The 21002-nt window shown below is 58.6% G+C and carries 15 protein-coding genes; 4 read left to right on the forward strand and 11 right to left on the reverse strand.

Features of this window, described 5'->3' with window-relative positions:
• Positions 1–31: 31 nt before the first annotated feature.
• The 7 genes from H9S92_RS20390 to H9S92_RS20420 all read right to left on the reverse strand — a co-directional run bounded on the left by H9S92_RS20390 (position 32) and on the right by H9S92_RS20420 (position 11607).
• Positions 32–1552 carry an OmpA family protein gene (locus tag H9S92_RS20390; protein WP_187468552.1) on the reverse strand — a complete coding sequence of 507 codons (1521 nt, stop codon included), beginning with the start codon at positions 1550–1552 and terminating at the stop codon, positions 32–34.
• Positions 1553–1681: 129 nt separating this feature from the next.
• Entirely contained in the window at positions 1682–3214 is a 1533-nt protein-coding gene (locus tag H9S92_RS20395; protein ID WP_187468553.1) for a hypothetical protein, read from the reverse strand.
• Between the two features lie 61 nt (positions 3215–3275).
• Entirely contained in the window at positions 3276–4181 is a 906-nt protein-coding gene (locus tag H9S92_RS20400) for a c-type cytochrome (RefSeq protein WP_187468554.1), read from the reverse strand.
• 174 nt (positions 4182–4355) lie between these two features.
• Entirely contained in the window at positions 4356–4937 is a 582-nt protein-coding gene (locus tag H9S92_RS20405; RefSeq protein ID WP_246464019.1) for a DUF3341 domain-containing protein, read from the reverse strand.
• Between the two features lie 45 nt (positions 4938–4982).
• Positions 4983–6458, reverse strand: coding sequence for an NrfD/PsrC family molybdoenzyme membrane anchor subunit (nrfD, locus tag H9S92_RS20410; protein WP_187468555.1), 1476 nt, complete (start codon positions 6456–6458; stop codon positions 4983–4985).
• A gap of 177 nt (positions 6459–6635) precedes the next feature.
• A complete protein-coding gene (locus H9S92_RS20415; RefSeq protein WP_187468556.1) occupies positions 6636–10016 on the reverse strand; it encodes a TAT-variant-translocated molybdopterin oxidoreductase in 3381 nt (1126 codons plus the stop codon).
• A 91-nt stretch (positions 10017–10107) separates the two neighbouring features.
• Complete coding sequence (locus H9S92_RS20420) at positions 10108–11607, reverse strand: c-type cytochrome (protein ID WP_187468557.1); 1500 nt, start codon at positions 11605–11607, stop codon at positions 10108–10110.
• Positions 11608–12085: 478 nt separating this feature from the next.
• Here H9S92_RS20420 and rplU point away from each other — a divergent pair, with 478 nt between their 5' ends.
• The 4 genes from rplU to rplT all read left to right on the forward strand — a co-directional run bounded on the left by rplU (position 12086) and on the right by rplT (position 13996).
• Positions 12086–12397 carry a 50S ribosomal protein L21 gene (gene rplU / locus H9S92_RS20425; RefSeq protein ID WP_187468558.1) on the forward strand — a complete coding sequence of 104 codons (312 nt, stop codon included), beginning with the start codon at positions 12086–12088 and terminating at the stop codon, positions 12395–12397.
• A 59-nt stretch (positions 12398–12456) separates the two neighbouring features.
• Positions 12457–13140 (forward strand): 50S ribosomal protein L27, encoded by a 684-nt coding sequence (rpmA, locus tag H9S92_RS22885; protein WP_187468559.1) that lies wholly within the window; start codon positions 12457–12459, stop codon positions 13138–13140.
• Positions 13141–13352: 212 nt separating this feature from the next.
• Positions 13353–13547 (forward strand): 50S ribosomal protein L35, encoded by a 195-nt coding sequence (gene rpmI / locus H9S92_RS20435; protein ID WP_187468560.1) that lies wholly within the window; start codon positions 13353–13355, stop codon positions 13545–13547.
• Between the two features lie 101 nt (positions 13548–13648).
• The gene (rplT, locus tag H9S92_RS20440; protein WP_187468561.1) at positions 13649–13996 is read left to right on the forward strand and encodes a 50S ribosomal protein L20; all 348 of its coding nucleotides are present in this window, start codon (positions 13649–13651) and stop codon (positions 13994–13996) included.
• Positions 13997–14092: 96 nt separating this feature from the next.
• Here the strand turns inward: rplT and H9S92_RS20445 are convergent, their stop codons facing one another.
• Genes H9S92_RS20445 through H9S92_RS20460 form a run of 4 tightly spaced genes read right to left on the reverse strand, consistent with a single transcriptional unit; the run spans position 14093 to position 20905 of the window.
• On the reverse strand, positions 14093–15130 hold the full coding sequence (locus H9S92_RS20445; RefSeq protein WP_187468562.1) for a zinc-dependent alcohol dehydrogenase family protein: 1038 nt from the start codon (positions 15128–15130) through the stop codon (positions 14093–14095).
• A gap of 38 nt (positions 15131–15168) precedes the next feature.
• Positions 15169–18261 (reverse strand): hypothetical protein, encoded by a 3093-nt coding sequence (locus H9S92_RS20450; RefSeq protein ID WP_187468563.1) that lies wholly within the window; start codon positions 18259–18261, stop codon positions 15169–15171.
• The gene (locus H9S92_RS20455; RefSeq protein ID WP_187468564.1) at positions 18261–20147 is read right to left on the reverse strand and encodes a trypsin-like peptidase domain-containing protein; all 1887 of its coding nucleotides are present in this window, start codon (positions 20145–20147) and stop codon (positions 18261–18263) included. Before H9S92_RS20455 ends, H9S92_RS20450 begins: the two co-directional genes overlap by 1 nt.
• Positions 20147–20905, reverse strand: coding sequence for a hypothetical protein (locus H9S92_RS20460; protein WP_187468565.1), 759 nt, complete (start codon positions 20903–20905; stop codon positions 20147–20149). Before H9S92_RS20460 ends, H9S92_RS20455 begins: the two co-directional genes overlap by 1 nt.
• Between the last annotated feature and the right edge of the window lie 97 nt (positions 20906–21002).

Genomic DNA, 21002 nt, shown 5'->3' on the forward strand with positions numbered 1-21002 from the left:
TCAGCTTTGAAAAGGTTCTTCTGGTGATAGTTTACTTGGAAGGTTCACTGGCCGGAGCAGCACTTCGCGTGATGTAAAATTCAGTACGGCGGTTGGCCTGCCGGCCTTCTTCCGTTGCGTTGTCTTCGATCGGGCTGCTGGCACCGTATCCCACACTACGCAGGCGATCAGCGGCAATGCCACCTTTCACGAGGTAATTCAGGACGGCCGCCGCCCGCCGTTCGGAGAGCTCCTGGTTGGCCGTAGCATCGCCCGTATTGTCAGTATGTCCTCTGAGCTGGGAAGTTACGTCACTATTCTTTTTCAGGAAAGCAATTGCGTCGTCCAGCTGGTAACGGCTCAACTCCGTAAGCTTATCGCTGCCCGTTTCAAAAGTGACGTACTTCAGTACCAGGGTATTGTCGTCGTCGCTTGCCGTCTCTAACGCCGTATTGGCCTCAGTGTTGAACTCCTGGCTACGTTGGGTGATCTCTGCCGGGAAAAGTTGGTCCGTGTAGGGATCATCTTCCGTTCCCCGGATGTTGGTCATGAAGTAAGACGGTTGCTTAGCCGCCCATTCGGCGTACTCGTCTTCTTCCAGAACAGTTACGCGTTTGAGCATCGACCAGTGGCCCTTGCCACACAGTTCCGCACAGGCCAACTCAAAATCGCGGGTCTCCCACAGCATTTTCGTTGGGTCGTTGGGGTCGGGAACCTGGTATTCAGGGTATTTGCTCAGTTCTTTACGCCACTGCTTGGTCGTTTTGTTAGGAGTAAAAACGAAGTAAGTGGGCAGGCCCGGCACCGCGTCCATCTTCACCCGGAACTGGGGGAGGTAGAAGTCATGAAGTACATCCTGGGCCGTAATACGCACGCGGATTTTCTGACCTACGGGCAGCACCAACTCAGTTGCGTGAACGTCGTCTACGTTCTTTGGGTCGGTCCAGATCTGGCCCAAGGGGTTTACACCGCCCTCAATGGAACGGAAGTCCTTTTTGCCGAGAAGTCCGTCAGGACCAGGGTAGCGCAGGTGCCAGCCAAACTGGAAGCCGGTAGCCTCGATTTCCAGTACTTCTTCATCCGTCCCTACGTCGCCCATGATGTCGTTCCAGGCGTCCAAGCCACCGATCACCAGGAAGGTCATTACGATGGCAGGGATGCCCGTCCAGATGATCTCCAGGGTGTTGTTGTGGGAAATGAACTGCGCCTTGCGGCCCTTCTTGGCCCGGTAGGAGTAGGCGTACCAGAACAGCAGGACGTGGGTAATAATGAATACCGTGTACGTGACGAGCAGCGTCCAGTTCATCATCGCGTCAATGCGGTATCCATGCTCCGAAGCAGAAGCGTTCGGGCCGTAACCCAACATCAGGTTTTTGTAGTAGAAGGCAGAGGCCGTTGCAAGCACGAGGAAAACCACCATGAACGCCACCAGGTAAATCCCGGTCATGTTCGTATTACGGGCTTCCACCTCTTCGGCACCACGCAGTTGCTTGGCCAAATCCCGCACCCGCGCAATCTGCAAAACGATCAGCAGGAGTAAGGCGACACAAATAAAGACGATTAACGTAGTCATCAGCTTGAAGTTAGCTATTTTTCAACAATCCGGGGGCTTATCTCCGATCTTGTCACAAATTTAACCAGGTAAGGGTATTCTGGTTCCGGACGAAAACACTATTTAGATTTTGTCTAATCAGCGTCAATCCTAGGTGTGGTGGTGCAGGCTTTCTTCGTAGTATGGATCCTTCTTCGGCTCCAGCGGGGCCTTGGCCAGCATGCTCAGCACGAAGAATAAAAATCCACCCAAAAAGCCCAGGAAAATGCCGATTTCCAGCAGGCCCGGCAGGGTGTACCCCGACTTGAATTCCAGGCCATGGCTGTCGTGGCCAGCACCTCCGCCCATAGCCATCGTTCCGTGCTCGTCGCCGCCGTGGTCACCCGCAGCGTGGTCATCGCCAGCGTGGTCTCCGGTGGTGGCCATGGCGTGGTCATCGTCGGCGTGATCTCCGGTGGCGGCCATGGCGTGGTCATCGCCAGCGTGGTCAGCACCGTGGCTTTCGTCCGTGCCGGCGTGGTCCGCTGCGTGATCGTCCATCGTTGCAGTAGCGTGGTCTTCGCCGTGGCTATTGCCAGCGTCGAGGGTGGTGGTGTGTGCTTCGTCGTGTCCTGCCGCGTGGTGCTCCATTTCGATCAGCGTCTGCCGGGCACCTGGCTTGATCATGTTGAAATAGTCGAACCAGTGGCCGAAGAACACAATGGCGGAAGCGAAGAACAGCGTACCGTACTTCCGCTTCGTGTCATTGCGCATCAGGATGAAGAAGGGCATGATGAAGTTCAGCAGCAGGTTGCCCCAGAACAGTACGGGATACTCGTCCATGCGCAACTTGAAGTAAATCGTCTCCTCTCCCACGTTGGCGTACCAGATCAGCATGAACTGGCTGAACCAAACGTAAGTCCAGAAAATGGAGATCGCGAAGAGGTACTTGCCCAGATCGTGGAAGTGCTCGGCCGTAACGCCGGGGAAGTAACCACGGCTCTTCAGATAGATCAACAGCATGATCGTCAGTGCGATCATCGCCACGAAAAGAGACGCTGAAGCATACCATGCGAACATGGTGGAGTACCAGTGCGCATCCAAAGACATGATCCACTGCCAGATCAGGAAAGGACTCGTGAAACCAATTACGGCAATCATCGGTGCAGCCCATTTTTTGATCCGGCGGTGGTGCGCGTAGCTGGTCGTCCCGTTGGTATCCTCGTCAATGCTGATCTTACGGACGGAGCTGATCAACCAATAGTATACCCCAAGGATGATAATGGTGGCACCTGTGAACCAAACCGGGTTGAGGAAAGATGATTTGTGCGTTAGCAGAGCATCCGTCGCTACCGCTTCCTGATCGTTCCAGTGGTACATATGGTGGGCGTGCATCCACAGGCCAACAACGATGATCCCCATCAGGAAGAGACCAGGCAACAAAAACATACCGAAGGCTTCCCACACCCGCTTGAACTGCACGAACCAACCAGCATAAGCAGTAGTAAAGGCACCGTAAGCAAAGCAGGCGATAAAGGAAATGCCGATGAAGAAAACGGAATTGTGCAGCAGGTTGGTCCAAAACCGCATGTGGTGTCCTTCACCACCGTCTACGAAGTAGCTGGCGATGAGCAGCAGCAGCCCAAAGAGGGCAGTACCACCGGTGATTGCTTTTGCGCGGGACGAGAAAACGAAGTTCTCCATCTGTGAAATGTGTTTCAGCGCACTTATGCGCTAGTTGCTTATTTGGGTGGTTCCGGAGTGCTTATTTCCGCAGTTGCTGGTTCGCGGCGGGGGTGCTTTCCTGGGTCAGCTGCCCCGCAGCGCCCATTTGTTCGCCGTCGGTAACTTGCTGGCCAGCGGCGGCAAACCTGGCACCGGGGGTGCCAACGGCCGGGTTGAAGTTGTTGGCTACTTCGCTGTACTCCAGCTTGGAGTCCGCCGCCTGGAGGGCACGGATGTAGTGGATGACCTGCCAGCGCTCCTCGTAGCTGAGCTTGTCTTTGTAGGCCCCCATCGCATTGTACCCGTACATGATGGCGTGGTAAAAGCGTCCGTTGCTGGCGGCTTTGAAGTCGGCCGAAATCAGGTTGGCGGGAGCCAGGGGGTATTTTGCGTCGGGGTTGGCGTCCGTATCGTAGATATAGCCCAGGCCATTGCCGGCCGCACCGTGGCAGATTCCGCAGTAAATGCCGTAGAGCTTATTGCCCCGGGCCAGGCCATCGATCGTGATCGGGAAAGGGTTGCCAGTGATTTCGGCCATAGCGGCCAGGCGACCTTCAGGCGAATCTTCGTAGTAGTAAGGGACGTGGCCGCTGGTGGGTACGCTGATCTCGTTGGGTGAGTCGGCACCTACCGTCGTACCCATCATCGCCTCAATGGCTTCCAGGGAGGCAGGCGCCTGCGATCCGTCGGTGTAGGCACCAGCGTAGCCCCGGGGCACGGTACCGTCCACGGTTACGCGCGGAGCCACGAGTTTGGCCAGTTCGATCGTCGAACGGTCGTCCCAGGTATTGTAGTAATAATAGTTGTAGGTGTTGGCTTCCAGGGCAACCGAGTGTGCCATGTCGGGCATGTACTCACTTCCGGGAAACTCCCCACCGGCATCCGAGCAAGCCGTCATTACCACGGCCAACGTAAAGGAAAGTACCAGTATGCGCAAATCTTTCATGCTGTAAACTTCAGTGGAGGCAAAAACCCTCCGGTGGATTAATTTTTATGGCGCGGACGCAGGTGCCGGGAAAGTCTCTCGAAAAGCAGTGAACGTCAGGAGTCTAAGCTCGTTTCCTTCCCCTGCTCTTCGGTCCCTAGACCTTGCACCTGCGGCAGCGCCCCGCAGAATGCCTTAGGCGGGAACTACTTTGTTGTGCACACTTTCGGCACCGGTGCGCGCGAAGTAGGCTTTGAGGTCGTCAACGTCGGCTTCGCCCAGGTCAGTGGCGTCGAAGGCAATGCAGAACTTATCGTCCGTGATCCGGTCGTGCAGGCGGCGGGGCTCCGCGCCGGGCCCGAGGCCACAGATGATGTAAAAGACCGTCACCATCCCTACGGCGGCGAAGAGTACCGTCAGCTCGAACGTGATGGGGATGAAGGCCGGCACCGACCAGTAGGGCTTACCCCCGAAGATGATCGGCCAGTCGCGCGTGAAGACCCAGGTCATGAACCCGAAGCCAAACAAGCAACCGATGCTCCCGAAAATGAAGCCCGCCTGGTGAAGGCGGCTTTCTTCCAACCCCAGCAGCGGATCGAGTCCGTGAACGGGGAAAGGCGTGTACACCTCGTCGATGTCGAGATGGGCCGCGTTGGCGGCTTTTACGGCGTCCAGGAGCTTGACTTCGTCGTCGTACAAGCCGAAGAGGATGTTGCGGCCCGTAGTGGCCGTGAAGCCCTCCATGGGAATACCGCTGTGTGCAATTGCGTTTGCCATGCTTGGATGGTTGAAAGTGCCGGTTGGAAGCCGGCGCTTGGTCTTTTAATGGATTTCGGTGTCGTCTTTGTCTTCGATATCGACGGTGGTGCCCGCCGCGTGGTCATTCGCACCGGCTGGTACGTGGTGACCGTGGCCGTGGTGAGCGTGGGCGTGGGGGCCGATGTACTGGTCGCCCGCCGATTTAAGGATGCTCTTCACCTCCGCAATCGCCACTACCGGGGCAACCCGCGTGAAGATGAGGAAGAGGGTAAAGAACAAGCCCAGGGTACCGATGAAGATGCAGATCTCTACCCAGGTAGGCACGTAGTAGCTCCAGCTGGAGGGCAGGTAGTCCCGCGCCAGCGTAGTGGCAATGATGACGAAGCGCTCGAACCACATCCCGATGTTGATGAAGATCGACATGAAGAAGGTCCAGAACAGGCTGGTCCGCATTTTCTTGCTCCAGAAGATCTGGGGGGAAAGCACGTTACAGAGCATCATCCCGATGTAGCTCCAATAGTAGGGGCCCATTACGCGGTTGAGGAAGGCGAATTGCTCGTAGATGTAACCGGAGTACCAGGCAATGAAAAGCTCCGTCAGGTAAGCCACACCCACAATCGAGCCGGTGAGGAGGATTACCTTGTTCATCGACTCAATGTGCTCGATGGTGATGTAGTCTTCCAGGTGCAGCACCTTGCGGGCAATGAGCATCAGCGTAAGTACCATCGCGAAGCCCGAGAAGATGGCCCCCGCTACGAAGTAGGGAGGGAAGATCGTCGTGTGCCAGCCGGGGATGACCGAAGTGGCAAAGTCAAAGGATACGATGGTGTGCACCGAAAGTACCAGCGGCGTTGCCAGGCCGGCCAGGATCAGCGAGAGGCTTTCCCAGCGCTGCCAGTGCTTGGCCGAGCCATTCCAGCCGAAGGAAGCAATGCTGTAAATCTTCTTGCGCAGGCCACTGGCGCGGTCCCGGACCGTAGCCAGGTCGGGTACCAAACCGGCGTACCAGAACAGCAGCGATACGGTGAAGTAGGTAGAGATGGCGAATACGTCCCAGAGCAGCGGGCTGTTGAAGTTCACCCACAGCGGGCCCCGGGTATTGGGGTACGGGAAGATGAAGATGGCCAGCCAGAGACGCCCCATGTGGATGAGGGGAAACTGTCCGGCACACATTACGGCAAAGATCGTCATGGCCTCCGCCGCCCGGTTTACACCCGTCCGCCACTTCTGGCGGAACAGCAAAAGAATGGCCGAGATCAAGGTACCGGCGTGACCAATACCTACCCACCAAACGAAGTTGGTGATGTCCCAACCCCAGTTGATGGTCCGGTTCAGGTTCCAGGAACCGATGCCGACCCAGATCGTCCAGGCTACACTGAAGGCAAACAGGCCGAGGCAGAGTACCGAGATGATGAAAGTAATGATCCAGCTCAGCGAGGGGGCCGTTTCTGTCGGGCGACAGATGTCTTCCGTGATCTGGTGGTAGGTTTTACTACCCGTGATCAACGGTCGACGAACGGGGGCTACGTGTCCACTCATAATTATTTACAATTTACAACTTACCATGTCCAATGGAGAATTTGCGGTCAGCCATCCTCAGGCCATGGTAAATTTTACTTTATTACTACTGCTTCCGCAGTGTGTTTTTAGTTATTCCAGCTACCATCAGGCGGGCAATTGGCAATTGTGCCTGCTGAATGGTAATGGTAAATTCTGCTAGGCATTCAGCTCTTCCAGGGGGTTGTGTACCCGGGCTGCGTAGAATACGGAGCTTTGGGTGTTCACTTCCTCCAGCACGAGGTAGTTCAGCGGGTTGTTGAGCTTGCTGTTCAGGTCGCCGTTCTTACCGTTGCGGTCGCCGAAGGTGATGGCACCGGTGGGGCAGGCAGTCTGGCAGGCGGTGCGAACGTCGGAGTCGCGCAGCGGCCGCTTCTCGATCTTGGCCGTGAGCTTACCCGCCTGGAGGCGCTGGGCACAGAAGCTGCACTTTTCGATGACGCCGCGGCTGCGGACGGTTACGTCGGGGTTCAGCACCATCCGCGTCAGGTTGTCGGCACCGAAGGGCAGTTCTTCGTCCTGTACGGTCGGCTCGTTGGAGCTGAAGAGGTCGCCCGTGGTGTAATCCAGCCAGTTGAAGCGGCGGACTTTGTAGGGGCAGTTGTTGGCGCAGTAACGGGTACCGATACAGCGGTTGTAGATCATTTGGTTGAGGCCTTCGTCGCTGTGCTGGCTGGCGTTTACCGGGCAGACGTTTTCGCAGGGTGCGTTATCGCAGTGCTGGCACATCATGGGCTGGTACACGGCGCGGGGGTTCTCGACGTCGCCGTAGAAGTAGCGGTCGATGCGCATCCACTTCATTTCGTGGTGGCGCCACACTTCGTACTTACCGACGATGGGAACGTTGTTTTCGGCTACGCAGGCCACTTCGCAGGCGGCGCAACCGATGCAGGCCGTAAGATCGACGTGCATACCCCACCAGTGGCCCTGGCTGTAAATTTCTTCCACGTACTCCTCGTAAGGGTACAGCGTCTGGTCATTAAGGTGCTTGGCTTCGGCCCGCTTCTCGCTGATGTGCTCTTTGAGTTCGCCCAACTCCGCCAGGGTCCCCTGGTAGATGATGGAGCGATTGACCAGGCCGCCCTGCATACCTTCGCCGAGTTCCATTACCGTCTTTTCATCGACGTTGAAGGGCTCCAGGTGGTCCTTTTCTTCTTCCGTCAGGGGACGATCCAGGTAGACGGTCTCGCCGCTCAGGCGGTCGTGGTAGGCCATGGCACCGGACTCGTTCTTCGTCGTCAGGCCCATCGTGTGGTGGTACTGCACGCAGGCGAACTCGTCCTCCACGGCGACGCGGCCGCTAACTTCCGCGTTGCTGGCGTAGTACTGGACGTAGCCGTCGGCGTCGGTCGTCAGCCAGGGGTAGACATTGATGCCGATGTTGTGGCCGATGGCCCGGCCGGAAGCACCGGTGATGGTCCGGCCGTACCCCAGTGCCAGGCTGAAGGTCTCAGGCTTCTGGCCGAACTGCCGCACTGCGGTAATTTCCTGTGCCACGCCGCCAATGCTCAGGCTGACCATGTCGGCCTTGCCTTTGTACTCTTCGGCGTTCAGGCCTTCGTAAGCAGTGTAAGAGTTCCCGCCTTCCCAGTGTACGGGGATGGTGAGGTAGTTGCCCCATACCGTACGGGTAACGGGGTCGGGGACTTCCTGCAACCAGGGGTTGCCGGCGTAAACGCCGTTGCCGACGTTGATGGTTTCGAAGAAGTTGACCTCCATGCCCGTACCCGCCTTGGATACTTTTCCGGCGGCACCACTGGTAGCGGCGTCGTTGAAGGCACCGGCTTCGGAACCCGGAGCGGCAACCGGGGCAGCGGCTACCCCGAGACTATCGGTAGCGACCGGGGCAGCGGCGACGGAACTGGCACCGCCCAGGGTCACCACACCGGCCTGCAGGGACGCGTCCCAGAAAGAGCGGAAGCTGACGAAGCCAGACTGGGCGCGGAAAGCGGTGGCTTCCCAACCGGCCTTGAGGTATTCGAGGTAAGGCTGGTCGGCGTCGGCCTGGTAGCTGCTGGCGTCGGACCATACCAGGAGGCTCTCCCCTTCCTGACGGGTGCCCGCCCGGCCTACGCTGGCGAAAATGGGCGTGATGGTGGGCTGGAGCAGGGAAAGCTCGCCTTCCACGGCCTCCACATCACCCCAGCTTTCGAGGTAGTGGTGGTTGGGGGCAACGTACTGGCAGAGCATCGTCGTCTCGTTCGGTACACCACTGGTGCTGATGGAGAGCTTTGCGCTGGCGATGCCGGCGGCAATTTTGGTGGCAAAAGCGTTGTCGAAGGCCGGGTTGGCACCGTCCAAAACGATCAGCGCGTCCACGCTGCCCGCTTCCAGTTCGGAAGCCAGCTTGGCGATGGCCTGGTCACTGCCCTTGCGCTGGTTGCTCCAGCGGTCGGTCGTGATCGTGCTGCCGTAGGCACCGATGCTCTGGTTGATGGCATTGACGAGGAGTTGCTCGCCCAGGTTGTTGGTCCCGCTGACGACGAGGCCACGGGTGCGGTTGCGCTTCAGTTCGGCAGCAACGGCGTTGATTTTTTCGGTGGTGGCGGCGTCGAGGTCGGCGCTGGCCCCTCCGCCTACGATGGCGTTGTAGAGGGCAAGGATGGCCTGGCCCTGCTGGCTGGGCTTCACCAGGATGCGGTTATCGGCGTTGGAGCCGGTCATGCTCATGCCACTCTCAATCTGGATGTGGCGAGACATTTTGCCGTTACCCGTCTTGCGGCCAGCAGCGTACTGGCGGGCGTACTGGACGGGACTGATCCAGGTACCGAGGAAGTCGCAGTTGAAGGAGACAATCACTTCGGCCTTGTCGAAATGGTAGCTCGGGACGGCCCGCTTGCCGAAGGTAGCAGCGTTGGCATCCAATAGGGCCGCAGCGGAGACGGGGTCGTACTGTACCAACTCCGTGTTGGGGTACTTGGCCTTGAAGTCGGCCACCGCGCGCAACAGCGTGGGGCTCATGATGGTATGGGAGACGATGCGTACGCGGGCTCCGGCGCTCATCTTGCCTTTGATTTCGGCGTCGATGACGTCCCAACCGTCGTTATCTGCGGGATTGCGGGCGCTCTGGGCCATCCCTTCCTTGATGCGGTAGGGACCGTCGAAGCGGCTGGTATCGTACATGCCCAAAACGGAGGCCTGCGCGCGGGCGCTGGTGCCCCCCCGGGTGATGGGGCTCATGGCGTTGCCTTCGATCTTGATGGGCCGCCCTTCGCGGGTCTTCACCAAGACGGGAACGTAATCTCCGCCCTGAACGAAGGTCGAGGCAAAGTAAGTCGCTACTCCAGGCACGATGGTGTCGGGCTTGGAGACGTAGGGAATGGCTTTGCGAACGGGAATATCGCAGGAAGCAATCGTAGCGGCGGTGATGCCAAAACCGAGGTATTTCAGGAAATCCCGGCGGCTGGCTTCCAGGCGGGGGTTCTCCAGGTTCTCAGTGATGGCGGGGGCACCTACTTCGCTGTCCGTGGCTTTGATGTAATCAGCACTGGATGCAAGTTGATCCGTACCTAACCAAATGTTGCTGACTTTATTCTTCATTCAGGTATACTTTGAAACCGGCGGGCCGGGATCGAAATTCACTCCCGTGGTAGGGGGAATATTTTTTGGTGGTGGTTTAGCGGCGGAGGGCTTAGTAGTGACAACGCTGGCAGCTCAGGCCGCCAATGTCTTCCACCGTTACGGCGGTGCGCTCGCCAGACTTCATCTCTTCGTGGTAGCGCTGGTAGGCCTGGTAGTATTCGTTGTCGTTGAACTGTACTTCCGTCTGGCGGTGACAGTTGACACACCAGCCCATGCTCAGGGGGCTGTACTGGTAAACCAGTTCCATCTCCTGCACGGGGCCGTGGCAGTTCTGGCACTGGAGGTTCCCGACCGTTACGTGCTGGGCGTGGTTGAAGTAGGCGTGGTCGGGCAGGTTGTGAATACGTACCCACTCGACGGGGCCGGCTACTTTGGTATCGCCCGTGTAGTCGTCCGTCAGGGAGCTCACGATCTCTTCCCACTGGGCGTCTACCGTAGTTTCCAGGTCGTCGATGTCGCGCTCGTCGGCCAGGTATTCCTGGGCAATCCACTTCTTGTAGACCTCCGCGGCTTCTTCGTTGGTATAGTTCTCGTAGTCTTCGATGTAGACGTCTTCGATGGGGTCGTAGCCGATGGCGGCGTAGATCTTGGTGATTTCGGCCGTACCGTACTGGCTGCCCTTCTTGATGGCGCGGTGGCAGTTCATACAGGTATTGACGGCGGGGATGACGGAGTGCTTAGAGCGGCGGGCACCGTCGTGGCAGTACTGGCAGTCGATCTGGTTAAGGCCGGCGTGGGTAACGTGGCTGAACTTGATGGGTTGCTCGGGCTGGTAATCCTGCTGACGGCCCAGCTCGATGGCGTGGTTGACCGTAGTGTAGCCACCCAAAACCACGAGGGCGAACACCACGAAGGCAATCATGCCCTTGCTGGTGAGGATATCGGTAAGCGTCCGGCGTTCGGGAGCGTCGCCCTGTTCCTTGGTCGCCACCATGTACTGCATGTTGCTCGTGATCCGGGCCAGGATCAGCGAAAGCAGCAGCAGGGCAAGACCGAGAACGATGAACAGCCAGGTGTTGTCGGTTTCGGCGGCGGCGGGAACGGGGCCATCGGGACCACCAGTAACCTGACCTAACCCATCAATTTGCCCTTGAATGTAGCCCAGCAAGTGCTCTACGTCGCTGTTGGTCAACGCAGGGAAAGCCGTCATCGGATTCTTGTTCCATTCATTGTACACGGAAATGGCGCGGGCGCTTTCTCCGGAGGCAATCAACTGTTGGGAGTTCTGCACCCAGCGGTACAGGTGCTCACGGGGCTCGGAGGCCCAGCGGCTTTCCACGCCGCCGAGGGCGGGCCCCGTTGAGTTATCCTTCATGTTCCTGTTATGGCAGGAACCACATCCGTTAGCGTTCCAGAGGGCTTTGCCTTTATTGTAGTCTCCCTCACCGGGGGCAACTTCGCCATCGGCAACGGCTTCGGAAGCGGAAAGGGTAGCGGCTGGAGCAGTGGTCGCCGTGTCTTGGTCACCCTGCGCAATTCCGGTTTGGCCGCCAGCAAAGAGGCAGAAAACGAGAAGCAGGAAGGGCAAAAACTTTTGGTGGTATGTCATTACGAATTGACATTTAGTAAGTTGCGCGAAAGGGGCCAAAAACGGCCCTCCGCTTATTGGCGCAAAGATACTTTGATGACATTTCTTTAACAAACAAGTTAAGACAACCGAACCTTATTTAGATAAAGTCTACTGAAAGAGGTGTTTGTTGGAACGCTCATCTCCTGGTTTTTACCCCTCCCCATCCCGTCCTGGGCGCGGCCGCAGGTGCAAAGTCCGCTGCCAGGCAACCGCAAAGTGCAGCAACAAAACCAAGACCTTATATATGGTGTCATTCGCTGCCGTCCGCTCCCCTACCCTTTTTGACCATTCCTTTGCTGCCGGGGTAGCTCTTTTCGCCTGTCCGCCCCTGGTCCTTGGGGACGGCAGGCAGTACTTCCCCACCCCACTTTTCCGACCAGGAAAAACAAATTGCCGGCGGGGCCTTGCAATACCGGAGTTTTCCTTACCTTTGCGCCCCAATTTAAACCATTCATTAATGTTTGCAATCGTAACCATAGCCGGTCAGCAATTCAAAGTAGAGGAAGGTCAGGAGATCTTCGTCCACCGGCTAGAAGCCAAAGCTGGCGATTCTGTCAGCTTCGATTCGGTCCTGCTCACCGCTGGTGATGCTGGGGTAACCATCGGCACGCCGAACGTAAAAGGTGCCGCCGTAGGCGCTACCGTAATTGATCACGCTAAGGGAGACAAGGTCATTGTCTTCAAAAAGAAGCGCCGCAAGGGCTACCGCGTGAAGAACGGCCACCGCCAGCAGTTCACCAAGATCAAAATCGATTCCATCACGGTCTAAGTCACGGGCCCAATTCCTAATTTTTCTCCTTCACCGGAGAAGCCAAAAAACAAAATACCATGGCACACAAGAAAGGTGTAGGTAGTACCGACAACGGCCGCGACAGTAAATCGAAACGCCTTGGCGTTAAGCTCTTCGGCGGTCAGGTTGCCAAAGCTGGCAACATCATCATCCGGCAGCGCGGTACGAAGTACCACCCCGGTGAAAACGTTTACATGAGCCGCGATTACACGATCCACGCCCAGGTAGACGGCAAAGTAACCTTCCGCAAAAGCTTCCGCAACCGCATGTACGTTGGCATCATCCCAACCGACGCCGCCGAAGTGACCCCCGCGCCAGCCCCCGCCGCCAAAGCTGCTCCCAAGGCCGCTCCGGCTCCCGCTAAGGCCGTAGCCGAAGTACCAGCCGCCGCCCCCGCCAAAGCCAAAGCAGCCAGCAAGATCGAACTGCCCAACGGCAAGAAGGTTGCCCAGGATGACCTGAAGCTGGTAGAAGGCATCGGCCCCAAAATCGAAGGCCTCCTGCACGGCATCGGCATCACCACCTGGCAAGAACTGGCGGACGCCCCCGAGGCAACGGTACAGCAAATGCTCGACGACGCCGGCCCCCGCTACAACATCCACAGCCCCGCTACCTGGGCCAAGCAAGCTGCCCTGGCCGCCGCTGGCCAGTGGGACGAACTCATTGCCCTCCAGGATGAACTGGACGGCGGCCGTGAGGTGAGCGATAAGGAAGAAGAGTAAGCTCACGCTTCCTCCCAAGTTCCTAAAGGAAATCCCGGCCGGGAAACACTCCTGGCCGGGCCTTCTCCCCTCCCATTCATTATCCTCCTTCCCCCAACGCCCAAGGATTTTGACCTCCCCAAAGCGTTCGTAAAAGTCTCCGGCAACCCACCGCCATTCCCTGGCCACAGTTGTCTCCTTTTGCGCTCCAATCCAAAAATAAACTTAGCGCCATGCCTAAGATGAAAACGCACAGCAGTGCAAAAAAGCGCTTCAAAATTACCGGCACCGGTAAAGTAAAACGCTTCCAAGCTTATACCTCGCACATGATGCGCAACAAGTCCAACAAAGCCAAGCTGCGTCTGCGCGACTCCACGCTGGTCTCTGAAGCGGACGAAAAGCGTATCCTGCGCCTCCTTTGCAAATAAGCAAAAACCACGAGTAATTCCCCGCCGGGGAAACCTCTTTTTCCACGAGAGTACGGGCCCAAAGCACAAAAAGTCTCCGTACTGCACAAAAACAGAGTTTTATGCCACGTTCAGTTAATGCGGTTGCCAGCCGCGCGCGCCGCAAGCGCATTCTTAAAGCCGCCAAAGGTTACTTTGGTGCCCGTTCTAAGGTCTACACCGTAGCCAAGAACGCCGTTGACAAAGCCAATGGTTATGCCTACCGCGACCGCCGCGGCAAGAAGCGCGTTTTCCGCCGCCTGTGGATTGCGCGCATCAACGCCGCCGCCCGTATGCACGGTACCACCTACAGCCGCCTGATGCACGCCCTGAGCGTGGGCGAAGTCGGCCTCAACCGCAAAGTCCTTGCCGACCTGGCCATGAACCACCCCAGTGCGTTCACCGCCATCGTCGATAGCGTGAAGAAATAGGCCAAGGCCTGATCCCACGAACTTCTGGTTTGCCCCGCTGATCTGCTCGATCGGCGGGGCATTTTTTTTTGTCGTGACCAATTGCCTCGCTTACCTTCAAAAGCGATCGATGACCAGTACGCCCGCGTGACCAAAAGTGTCCATGGCGGGCAGGGCCGTGGCGGCATCGGCCAGGCTCAGGGTGCCCTGCAGGAGCTTTCCGGGTTGGAGTTTACCAGCCACGATCAAGTCCAGCATCTCCGGATAGCGGTGGGCTTGCATGCCGTGGCTGCCGATGATCTCCAGCTCATCGGAAAGGATCTTGCCAATGGGAATGGGCGGAAACTGGTGCTCCCCCACCATGAGGCCTACCTGGAGGTGGCGCCCCCGCTTGCGCAGTCCGTTGATGGAATTGACACAAGTGGTGGTACTGCCCAGCGCATCCAGTGAAAGGTGGGCCCCGCCCCGGGTGTACTCCCGGATTGCCGCCACGGGATCCTGAGCGGTAGCGTCAATCGTCCACTCGGCCCCGAGGGAGGCGGCCAGCGCCAGGGCATCCGCTTTAATGTCCACGGCAAGCACCCGGGCCCCCAGCGCCCGGGCAATCATGATGGCGGAAAGTCCCACGCCGCCGCAACCATGGACGGCCACAAATTCGCCTTCGCCCACCCGGCCCTGGTCGCGCACCGCCCGGTAGGCGGTGATGAAGCGGCAACCCAGCAGTGCCGCCGTAGCGTCGTCAATCTCCGGCGGCAGGGGCACCACGTTCCGGTCGGCGTTTTCAATCGTCACGTACTCCGCAAAAGAACCCCAGTGGGTAAAGCCCGGCTGGGTCTGGTAATCGCAAACCTGCTCGTTGCCCGAGTGGCACTGCGGGCAAGCACCACATCCGCAAACGAAGGGCACCGTCACCCGGTCGCCCACCCGGTGTTTTTTGACTGAGGACCCAACGGCCGCAATCACCCCCGCCAGCTCGTGTCCCGGGACGTGCGGCAGGCGGATATCCGGGTCATGGCCCATCCACCCGTGCCAGTCGCTGCGGCACAGGCCCGTTGCCCTCACGGCAATGACTACGCCAGCGGGCGACGGGCTGGGGTCAGGAACCGTTTCCAGGGCTATTTCCCCCCGGAATTCCTCGAAAATTAAGGCTTTCATACTAGCGGCATTGATCTCTTCAGCGGAATGGTGCGGGGTCAGGCGGGGCCTTTTTCTTCCAGATCGTCCAGAATACGGAGCAAAGCTGCATTAATTTGTTTGTCTTCCGTGGATTGATCCGTGTAGTTGAGCGTTCCGCTCAGCTTGCCTTTTGCCAGGCGGTTGTAGCGGCTCGCCATCAGGGTAACGGTGGTTTTCAGATCCCGGTTTCCGCTACTGAGTTCATCCAGTGCCTGAATCGCATCCTGAATACGGTCGCTGGCGAGGAGCGTTCGGATTTCCGCGACTTTTTTACTCATTTCGGGCGCGGTCGCAGGTGCGGGGGAAGTTGAGGGAGCGGTGTCCTCTACCTCCCGGGCGGTAACTGTGCTGGGGAAAAAAGTCTGCTCCGCCGTCGCCAGATTGCCGCAGTGGTAGGCCAGCAGAAAGTCTGCCACATCTACCCGGGCAATATTCCAGGCGCTGGGCCAGGATACGTCGGAAACGATCCGGTGGTATTCATTGAACAGGGTCTGGCTAAAATCGCTTTGCCCGACCGCGCCAATCTGGTGAACGAGCCGCAGGTAGCGGTCGCGTTCCTGCCCATAGGCTGCGGCAATTTGCTGCATGGCGACGAGGTAGCGCGACGCAAAATCGGCGTCGTGCGTCCCTACTTCCAGCCAACGGAGCTCCCGGAATATCTCCAGAGGTTTCCAGAGCGAGGGTTCATGCCCGGTGCGGGGTTGAACAGCTGCGTACTGCGGAGGCTCTTCCCGCTGGCTGACGCTGGAGCCTACCACCCCATTGGTCAGTAATAAGGATTTCAGGCTTTCCTGCGCCGGAATTAAAAAGCCCTGGGCCAGGGGAAGCACGTCCTGATCGGCGAGGCCGGCCGCCTTAGCGAGCAAAAAACTGACTTCCACGAACGCCGACCAGCTGCTGAAGGGCAGGGTTTCCGGGTCCATCCCGGGTAGGGCGCTGGCAATGGCTTCATAGTACCGGCTTTCCAGGCGGTAATTATCGAGCTGCAGGGCCTGCACTACGAAGGAATAGAGAGAATCCTCCCGCATTGCCGCCAGGAGTTGCTCCGCAGCATCCAGGTGACCGAGGCGGATGGCCAGTTGGCCCAGTTGGCGGTTGAAATAGCTGTTGTTCGTCCGGTGCTTGGCCATCTGCTTCCAGAGGTCCTCCAGTACCCCGAGGGTGGTACCTTCTTGCATGCCCCGGGCGAAGTTGGCGGCGGTGGTGTTTTCCCAGGCAGCGTCCGATTGTCCTTCGGTGATGGATTTTTCTATCCGGAGGTTAAACTTCAGTCCCAGCAGGGCAGCAGCATCGGGGGGCAATTCTGCGATGGCATTTTCCAGGTAGGGACGGAGTTCGGCCCAGGGCGGATCTTCCTTATCGATGCGTGCGGGGTCTTCGGTAAGTAGGCGATGGTAGTAGTATTCCGCCTGGGAGGCGGCGTCGGGGCGGAGGGCGTAGTAGTCAATCACTGCTGTCGTCAGGGCTGTGGCCTGCACCTGCGAACGCGCCCAAATGACCTCCCGCAAGGCCATGCGAACGTCGCGCCGGAATTGGATGACCCCACCGCGGTCTTCGACGAGAAAAGTGATCCTCCGGAGGATCTGAAATAGCTCCTCGCTCCGCCACTCACTAATTGCTCCGAGTCCGCAGGGGCCGGCCATGACCTCGCGAATGACGGCCGGCGTAATGCGCCGCAGCAGGAGGCCGGGTTCGGCCAGCTTTTGTGCATCCGCATCCGGGATGTGCGCCAGGTTACGCCGTACGAGCTGTTCCTGGATCCTGTTTTCATCCAGTTGCTGTAACAGTTCCTCCCCCGCGTTTTCGCTCGTTGCCGCCAGGACGGCTGCCAGCTTGAGGTTGAGGGGATTCCCCCCTACCCTGCTGAATATCAGCGCCCGTAAGTCTGCCCCGGGCACCCCGGCTTCGGCCAGGTAGGCGGCGGCGGCATCCGCGTCAAAATCGCCCACTTCCAACTGCTGCAGGGCGAAGGGCGTGGCCACCAGGTCCGAGCGGCCAACGATCATCAGGCGCAGGCTGGGCACGTAGGTCCGGATTTCGTCCAGGAAGTCCAGCAGGTTGTGCAGTTCCCCCTCCGACGCGCGGAACTGGGCCTCCTCGAAACTGTCCAGGACCACCAAAACCGGGCCACTGAACTGGGCCCCACTGAGGTAACGCCCGGCCATGTTTTTGAGGACGAAACTCCGGCTTTCTTTTTGGCTGACCTTCCACTTGCGGTCTGGTTCGTCACTCCGGTCGGCAAAGGCAATGAAATCGCCGTGCGCAGCACTCAGGCGATCGAACAGTTCCTGGTCAGCGGAAAACTGCAGCTTCAATTGGCGCAGCGCCTCGATGGCCAGGTGGACGGGTTCGGCGATCGACATGCCCGCCCGGTCAAAATCGAGGTATACGAAAGGGAGGTCCTCCTCACTGGTGAAGATGCCGTGATCGAGGATGAATTTGCTGACTAGGGTAGACTTCCCAATGCCCCCGATTCCAAAAATGAGGAGGGGATCCGCCGGGCCGGTGGTGGCAAAGACAAAATCCTCCAGCACTTTCAGTTCCCTGGTTCGGCCGCTGAAGTGTTGGGTGTGGCCAATCATCTGGTGCAGGAGCTCGACGGTTTCCAGCGTTTTCGCGCAGTTCTGGCGCAGATCGGCGTATTTCAAGCCTAAGCTCGTCTCATCCAACCATTGGATCACCGTCAGCAGTTGCTGTACTTCTTCCAGGGAAAGATCTTCGGGGTTAATGCCCTCGCCGTTGTTGCGGATCAAAAGCCCGTAAAAGCGGTCGCCGGCCTCCGGGGTGTCTTCTGGGCCAAACTGGCTGTACACTTGGTCCAGGCTGCTGGTTTTTTCGATGCGGGCCAATAAACTGCGGCGGGTGGAGGGGGAAAGGGTCCACCGCCCCCCGGCTACGGCCCGGGTATTTTCCCGCAGCCAGGCGAGGTCCCGTTCCGAGATTTCATTGCCGGCGGCCCGTAGTCGGCTCAGCAGCTCCCCCTCCCGGAAGTTAACCGTCATGGCTGCGGCGCGGGCTATGGCCCGCTCCTCTGCTTGGTAGCCAAAGGCTTCCGATAGTCGTTGGTCCACTAAAGCGTCCAGGGCGGCGAAGTCGAAGGATTGAGCCATTACCAGTCCAGATTTTGGGGCGAGGAAACGGCGGCAGCGCCAGCGTGGGTGGTGGCGTGGGCCTCCCGCAGGGCGTCGGCGATGATGCGGGCGCGGCGACCAATTTCCTCCACGTTTACCTCCGTCTCTGTTTCAAAGAGCCGGGCGGGTATTTTGCCCATGGCAAAGTCTACGAAGTCTGCTTCAGGACTTTGCGGTTGCAGGGTCGCGTAGAGGGATTTGAAGTACGCGGCTACATCTTCTTTGACGAAATTGTTGATGGTGGGCGTAACGCCGTTGATGCGCAACTGGTCTTCCCGGTCAATGCCGATGCCAGCAAAGATTCCCGGCACCCGCTCCTCTCCTATCAGGTTGGCGAGGCCGACAATGAGGTCGCGGACACTTTGGCTAAGTCTGGCCTCGTGGCAGTGGTCGAGAAAGAAAAGGTACTGCTTTTTGCTGCGGACGAGATGCTGCTCTACCTGGGTAAGAAAGATTTGTTGCTTAAAGTCTTCGTAGCGCCCCACGGGGTCTTGGGCGTGAAAGCCGGCCAGATCGAGGGCGATGGCCAGTTGCCGGGCCAGTTCTGCGGGGTGGAGGTCCGTCCGCCCTCTGAAGTCAATCTTGATGAGGTGAAAATAGCCCACGGCGGCGAGGCGATCAAAATAGTAGCCCAGGTAAGTCCGCCCGGCCCGGCTCCGGCCATTGAGCAAGAGTACGGGGTTGCGCCGCTGCCCCGCCAGGAGGTCGGCGCAGTACTGTTTCAGGCCGTTCCGCCCGATGAAGGGCTGGTTGAAGAGGACTTCAGTGATGCCCATTGCCTCGGTTGCCACGCCGTCTTTTTCTCCGCCAGCCACGGTGAAGGCTACGGCGGGGGCGGCGGGGGGGAGGTCAATGCCCTGGGCTTCCAGATCCTCCAGGATGGCTAAGATGGGAATGCCCTGGTTTTCCGTGCCCGCCCAATTGCCGCGGTGGTGGAGGGCGACAATTTCCGTTTCTTCGTTGAAGACCGGCGCACCGCTGGAGCCCCGATCCGTATTGGCTTGGTATCGGACGCGCAACCCGGCAGGGTCCAGGCCCAGCGCCTTGCCTTCGGCGAGTTGCATCTCTTCGCCGTAGGGGTGCTGGGTAATGCGCAGGATGCGGTCTTTCTTGAGGCTCTGGGTAGGCTTGGCCAGGGTCAGCCAACCCCGCAGCGGTAGTTTTCCGTACTGGCTGTTGTAGGGCCGCTGACCAAGGGTATCGGGCAGGCGGATTAGTGCGTAGTCCAGGCAAGTGGGGTCCCAGGCGGCGGTAATCGCCCGTTCTTCGTCGGCTTCGGAGGCCGGCGGGCGGTGGGCCAGGACGCTCAAGTCGGAAACGGCGTAGGAAATGGGCAGTCCGGCATCCCGGCCCACGAAATCGAAAAGCAGTACTACGCGTTCAACGCCAGCAGGGTTTTCGATGGCCTGGGCTACGACGTGGTAATTGGTCAGCAAAAGATCCGGCCCCACCAGAAAAGCCGTCCCAATCTCCGTTTTTGGCCCGACGAGCTTGATGCTGCAAACGGCGCGGCGGACCCGCATGGCCCAGTCGATAAAAGCAGCGAAATTTACAAAGTTGCCGGCCCGGACGATGTTCTCCAGGCCACCTACCTTGAGCCTGCCCTTCCGGTAATGAAGGGTGAGGAAGGCCTCCACGTCGGGGCGACGGGAAACGGCGGCGTCCAGGAGCTCCAGGGACCAGCCGCGTTCTTCGGCCCGGTTGACGATTTCGGCGACCTGAGCGGCGTAGGCGGGGGCGCTCACCAGGTGATCGAACTCCTGGCCCAGATCACTCTGTAACAGGCGGCGCAGTTCCTCCTGCCGGAAGTTTTCGGTCAGGGCGGCGGAGAGAGACTGCCGTTCCAGGTCCGAAAAGTGCGCCATTACAAGTCCAGTTCGTCAATTAGGGTGGTACGGTAGGCGGCGATTTTTTGCTTGACGAGCGGCCGGGAGTCTGCGTAAACTTGCGTGTTGAGGGTTCCCTGAAAGAACTGGTAGTTGAGGGCCGCACGATCACCACCCCAGCGAAAGAAAATCACTTTGCGGCTGCCCTGGATGTTCTCAAAGTAGAAGTTGGATACATTGAGCGAAACGGCTTCGGCGGATTCGGTAGCCACGCCTACCTGAAAATTGGAGGTATCCAGGCCTTTGGCCCGTTTCTCGAAGAGGCGGATTTTGCCGTCCTCATCGGCCAGGCCTTTGAGGGCCGTCAGGGTTTTGGCAATCAGGATGGCCTGGACCCCAGGACCACCGGCAATGGCGGTCATGATCTCAATAACGGCCTGGTTGACGTCAAATTCCGCTTCGGCGCTGGTGTAGGCTTTGTTCTCGTTACGGTCCGTTGTCCAGCCGATGGAGCTTAGTACCTTGACGTAAAAGTCGTACCAGGCCCGGGGATTGGAATTATCCGGGAACTTCCGGTCGGCTGCCAGGGAAGCCAGTAAGGTTGAGTCCAACACATCCTGCCGGTATTTAGGGCTGATGCCCGCAGCGAAGGATACGAGGCTCTTGTTGTTGATGAAGGCCTGGTCTTTATCCACCTCAACCTCAGCGTTTTGCAGCCCCCGGCTGGTTCGTTGCGGCAGGTCATCGGGAAGGGGAGCCAGCTCCAAAGCGTTGATAAAATCTTCTGGGTCAGTCATGATAGGTGGAAAATTTTGCTCGGTAAATATAGGGAGTTGAAGGGGAAATTGGTGGGTTTATCCGTTGCCCTTCCCTTCCTTGGGCGTTCCTGCCGCA

The sequence above is a fragment of the Neolewinella lacunae genome (genome assembly GCF_014349155.1).
Taxonomy (GTDB): domain Bacteria; phylum Bacteroidota; class Bacteroidia; order Chitinophagales; family Saprospiraceae; genus Neolewinella; species Neolewinella lacunae.

What these genes read in the sequence shown, in the direction of transcription:
- H9S92_RS20445 (WP_187468562.1), bottom strand. Translation starts at nt 15,130, where the DNA reads ATGAAAGCCTTAATTTTCGAGGAATTCCGGGGGGAAATAGCCCTGGAA.
- rpmA (WP_187468559.1), top strand. Translation starts at nt 12,457, where the DNA reads ATGGCACACAAGAAAGGTGTAGGTAGTACCGACAACGGCCGCGACAGT.
- H9S92_RS20455 (WP_187468564.1), bottom strand. Translation starts at nt 20,147, where the DNA reads ATGGCGCACTTTTCGGACCTGGAACGGCAGTCTCTCTCCGCCGCCCTG.
- H9S92_RS20395 (WP_187468553.1), bottom strand. Translation starts at nt 3,214, where the DNA reads ATGGAGAACTTCGTTTTCTCGTCCCGCGCAAAAGCAATCACCGGTGGT.
- H9S92_RS20405 (WP_246464019.1), bottom strand. Translation starts at nt 4,937, where the DNA reads ATGGCAAACGCAATTGCACACAGCGGTATTCCCATGGAGGGCTTCACG.
- H9S92_RS20390 (WP_187468552.1), bottom strand. Translation starts at nt 1,552, where the DNA reads ATGACTACGTTAATCGTCTTTATTTGTGTCGCCTTACTCCTGCTGATC.
- rplU (WP_187468558.1), top strand. Translation starts at nt 12,086, where the DNA reads ATGTTTGCAATCGTAACCATAGCCGGTCAGCAATTCAAAGTAGAGGAA.
- nrfD (WP_187468555.1), bottom strand. Translation starts at nt 6,458, where the DNA reads ATGAGTGGACACGTAGCCCCCGTTCGTCGACCGTTGATCACGGGTAGT.
- H9S92_RS20420 (WP_187468557.1), bottom strand. Translation starts at nt 11,607, where the DNA reads ATGACATACCACCAAAAGTTTTTGCCCTTCCTGCTTCTCGTTTTCTGC.
- rpmI (WP_187468560.1), top strand. Translation starts at nt 13,353, where the DNA reads ATGCCTAAGATGAAAACGCACAGCAGTGCAAAAAAGCGCTTCAAAATT.
- H9S92_RS20415 (WP_187468556.1), bottom strand. Translation starts at nt 10,016, where the DNA reads ATGAAGAATAAAGTCAGCAACATTTGGTTAGGTACGGATCAACTTGCA.
- H9S92_RS20400 (WP_187468554.1), bottom strand. Translation starts at nt 4,181, where the DNA reads ATGAAAGATTTGCGCATACTGGTACTTTCCTTTACGTTGGCCGTGGTA.
- H9S92_RS20460 (WP_187468565.1), bottom strand. Translation starts at nt 20,905, where the DNA reads ATGACTGACCCAGAAGATTTTATCAACGCTTTGGAGCTGGCTCCCCTT.
- rplT (WP_187468561.1), top strand. Translation starts at nt 13,649, where the DNA reads ATGCCACGTTCAGTTAATGCGGTTGCCAGCCGCGCGCGCCGCAAGCGC.
- H9S92_RS20450 (WP_187468563.1), bottom strand. Translation starts at nt 18,261, where the DNA reads ATGGCTCAATCCTTCGACTTCGCCGCCCTGGACGCTTTAGTGGACCAA.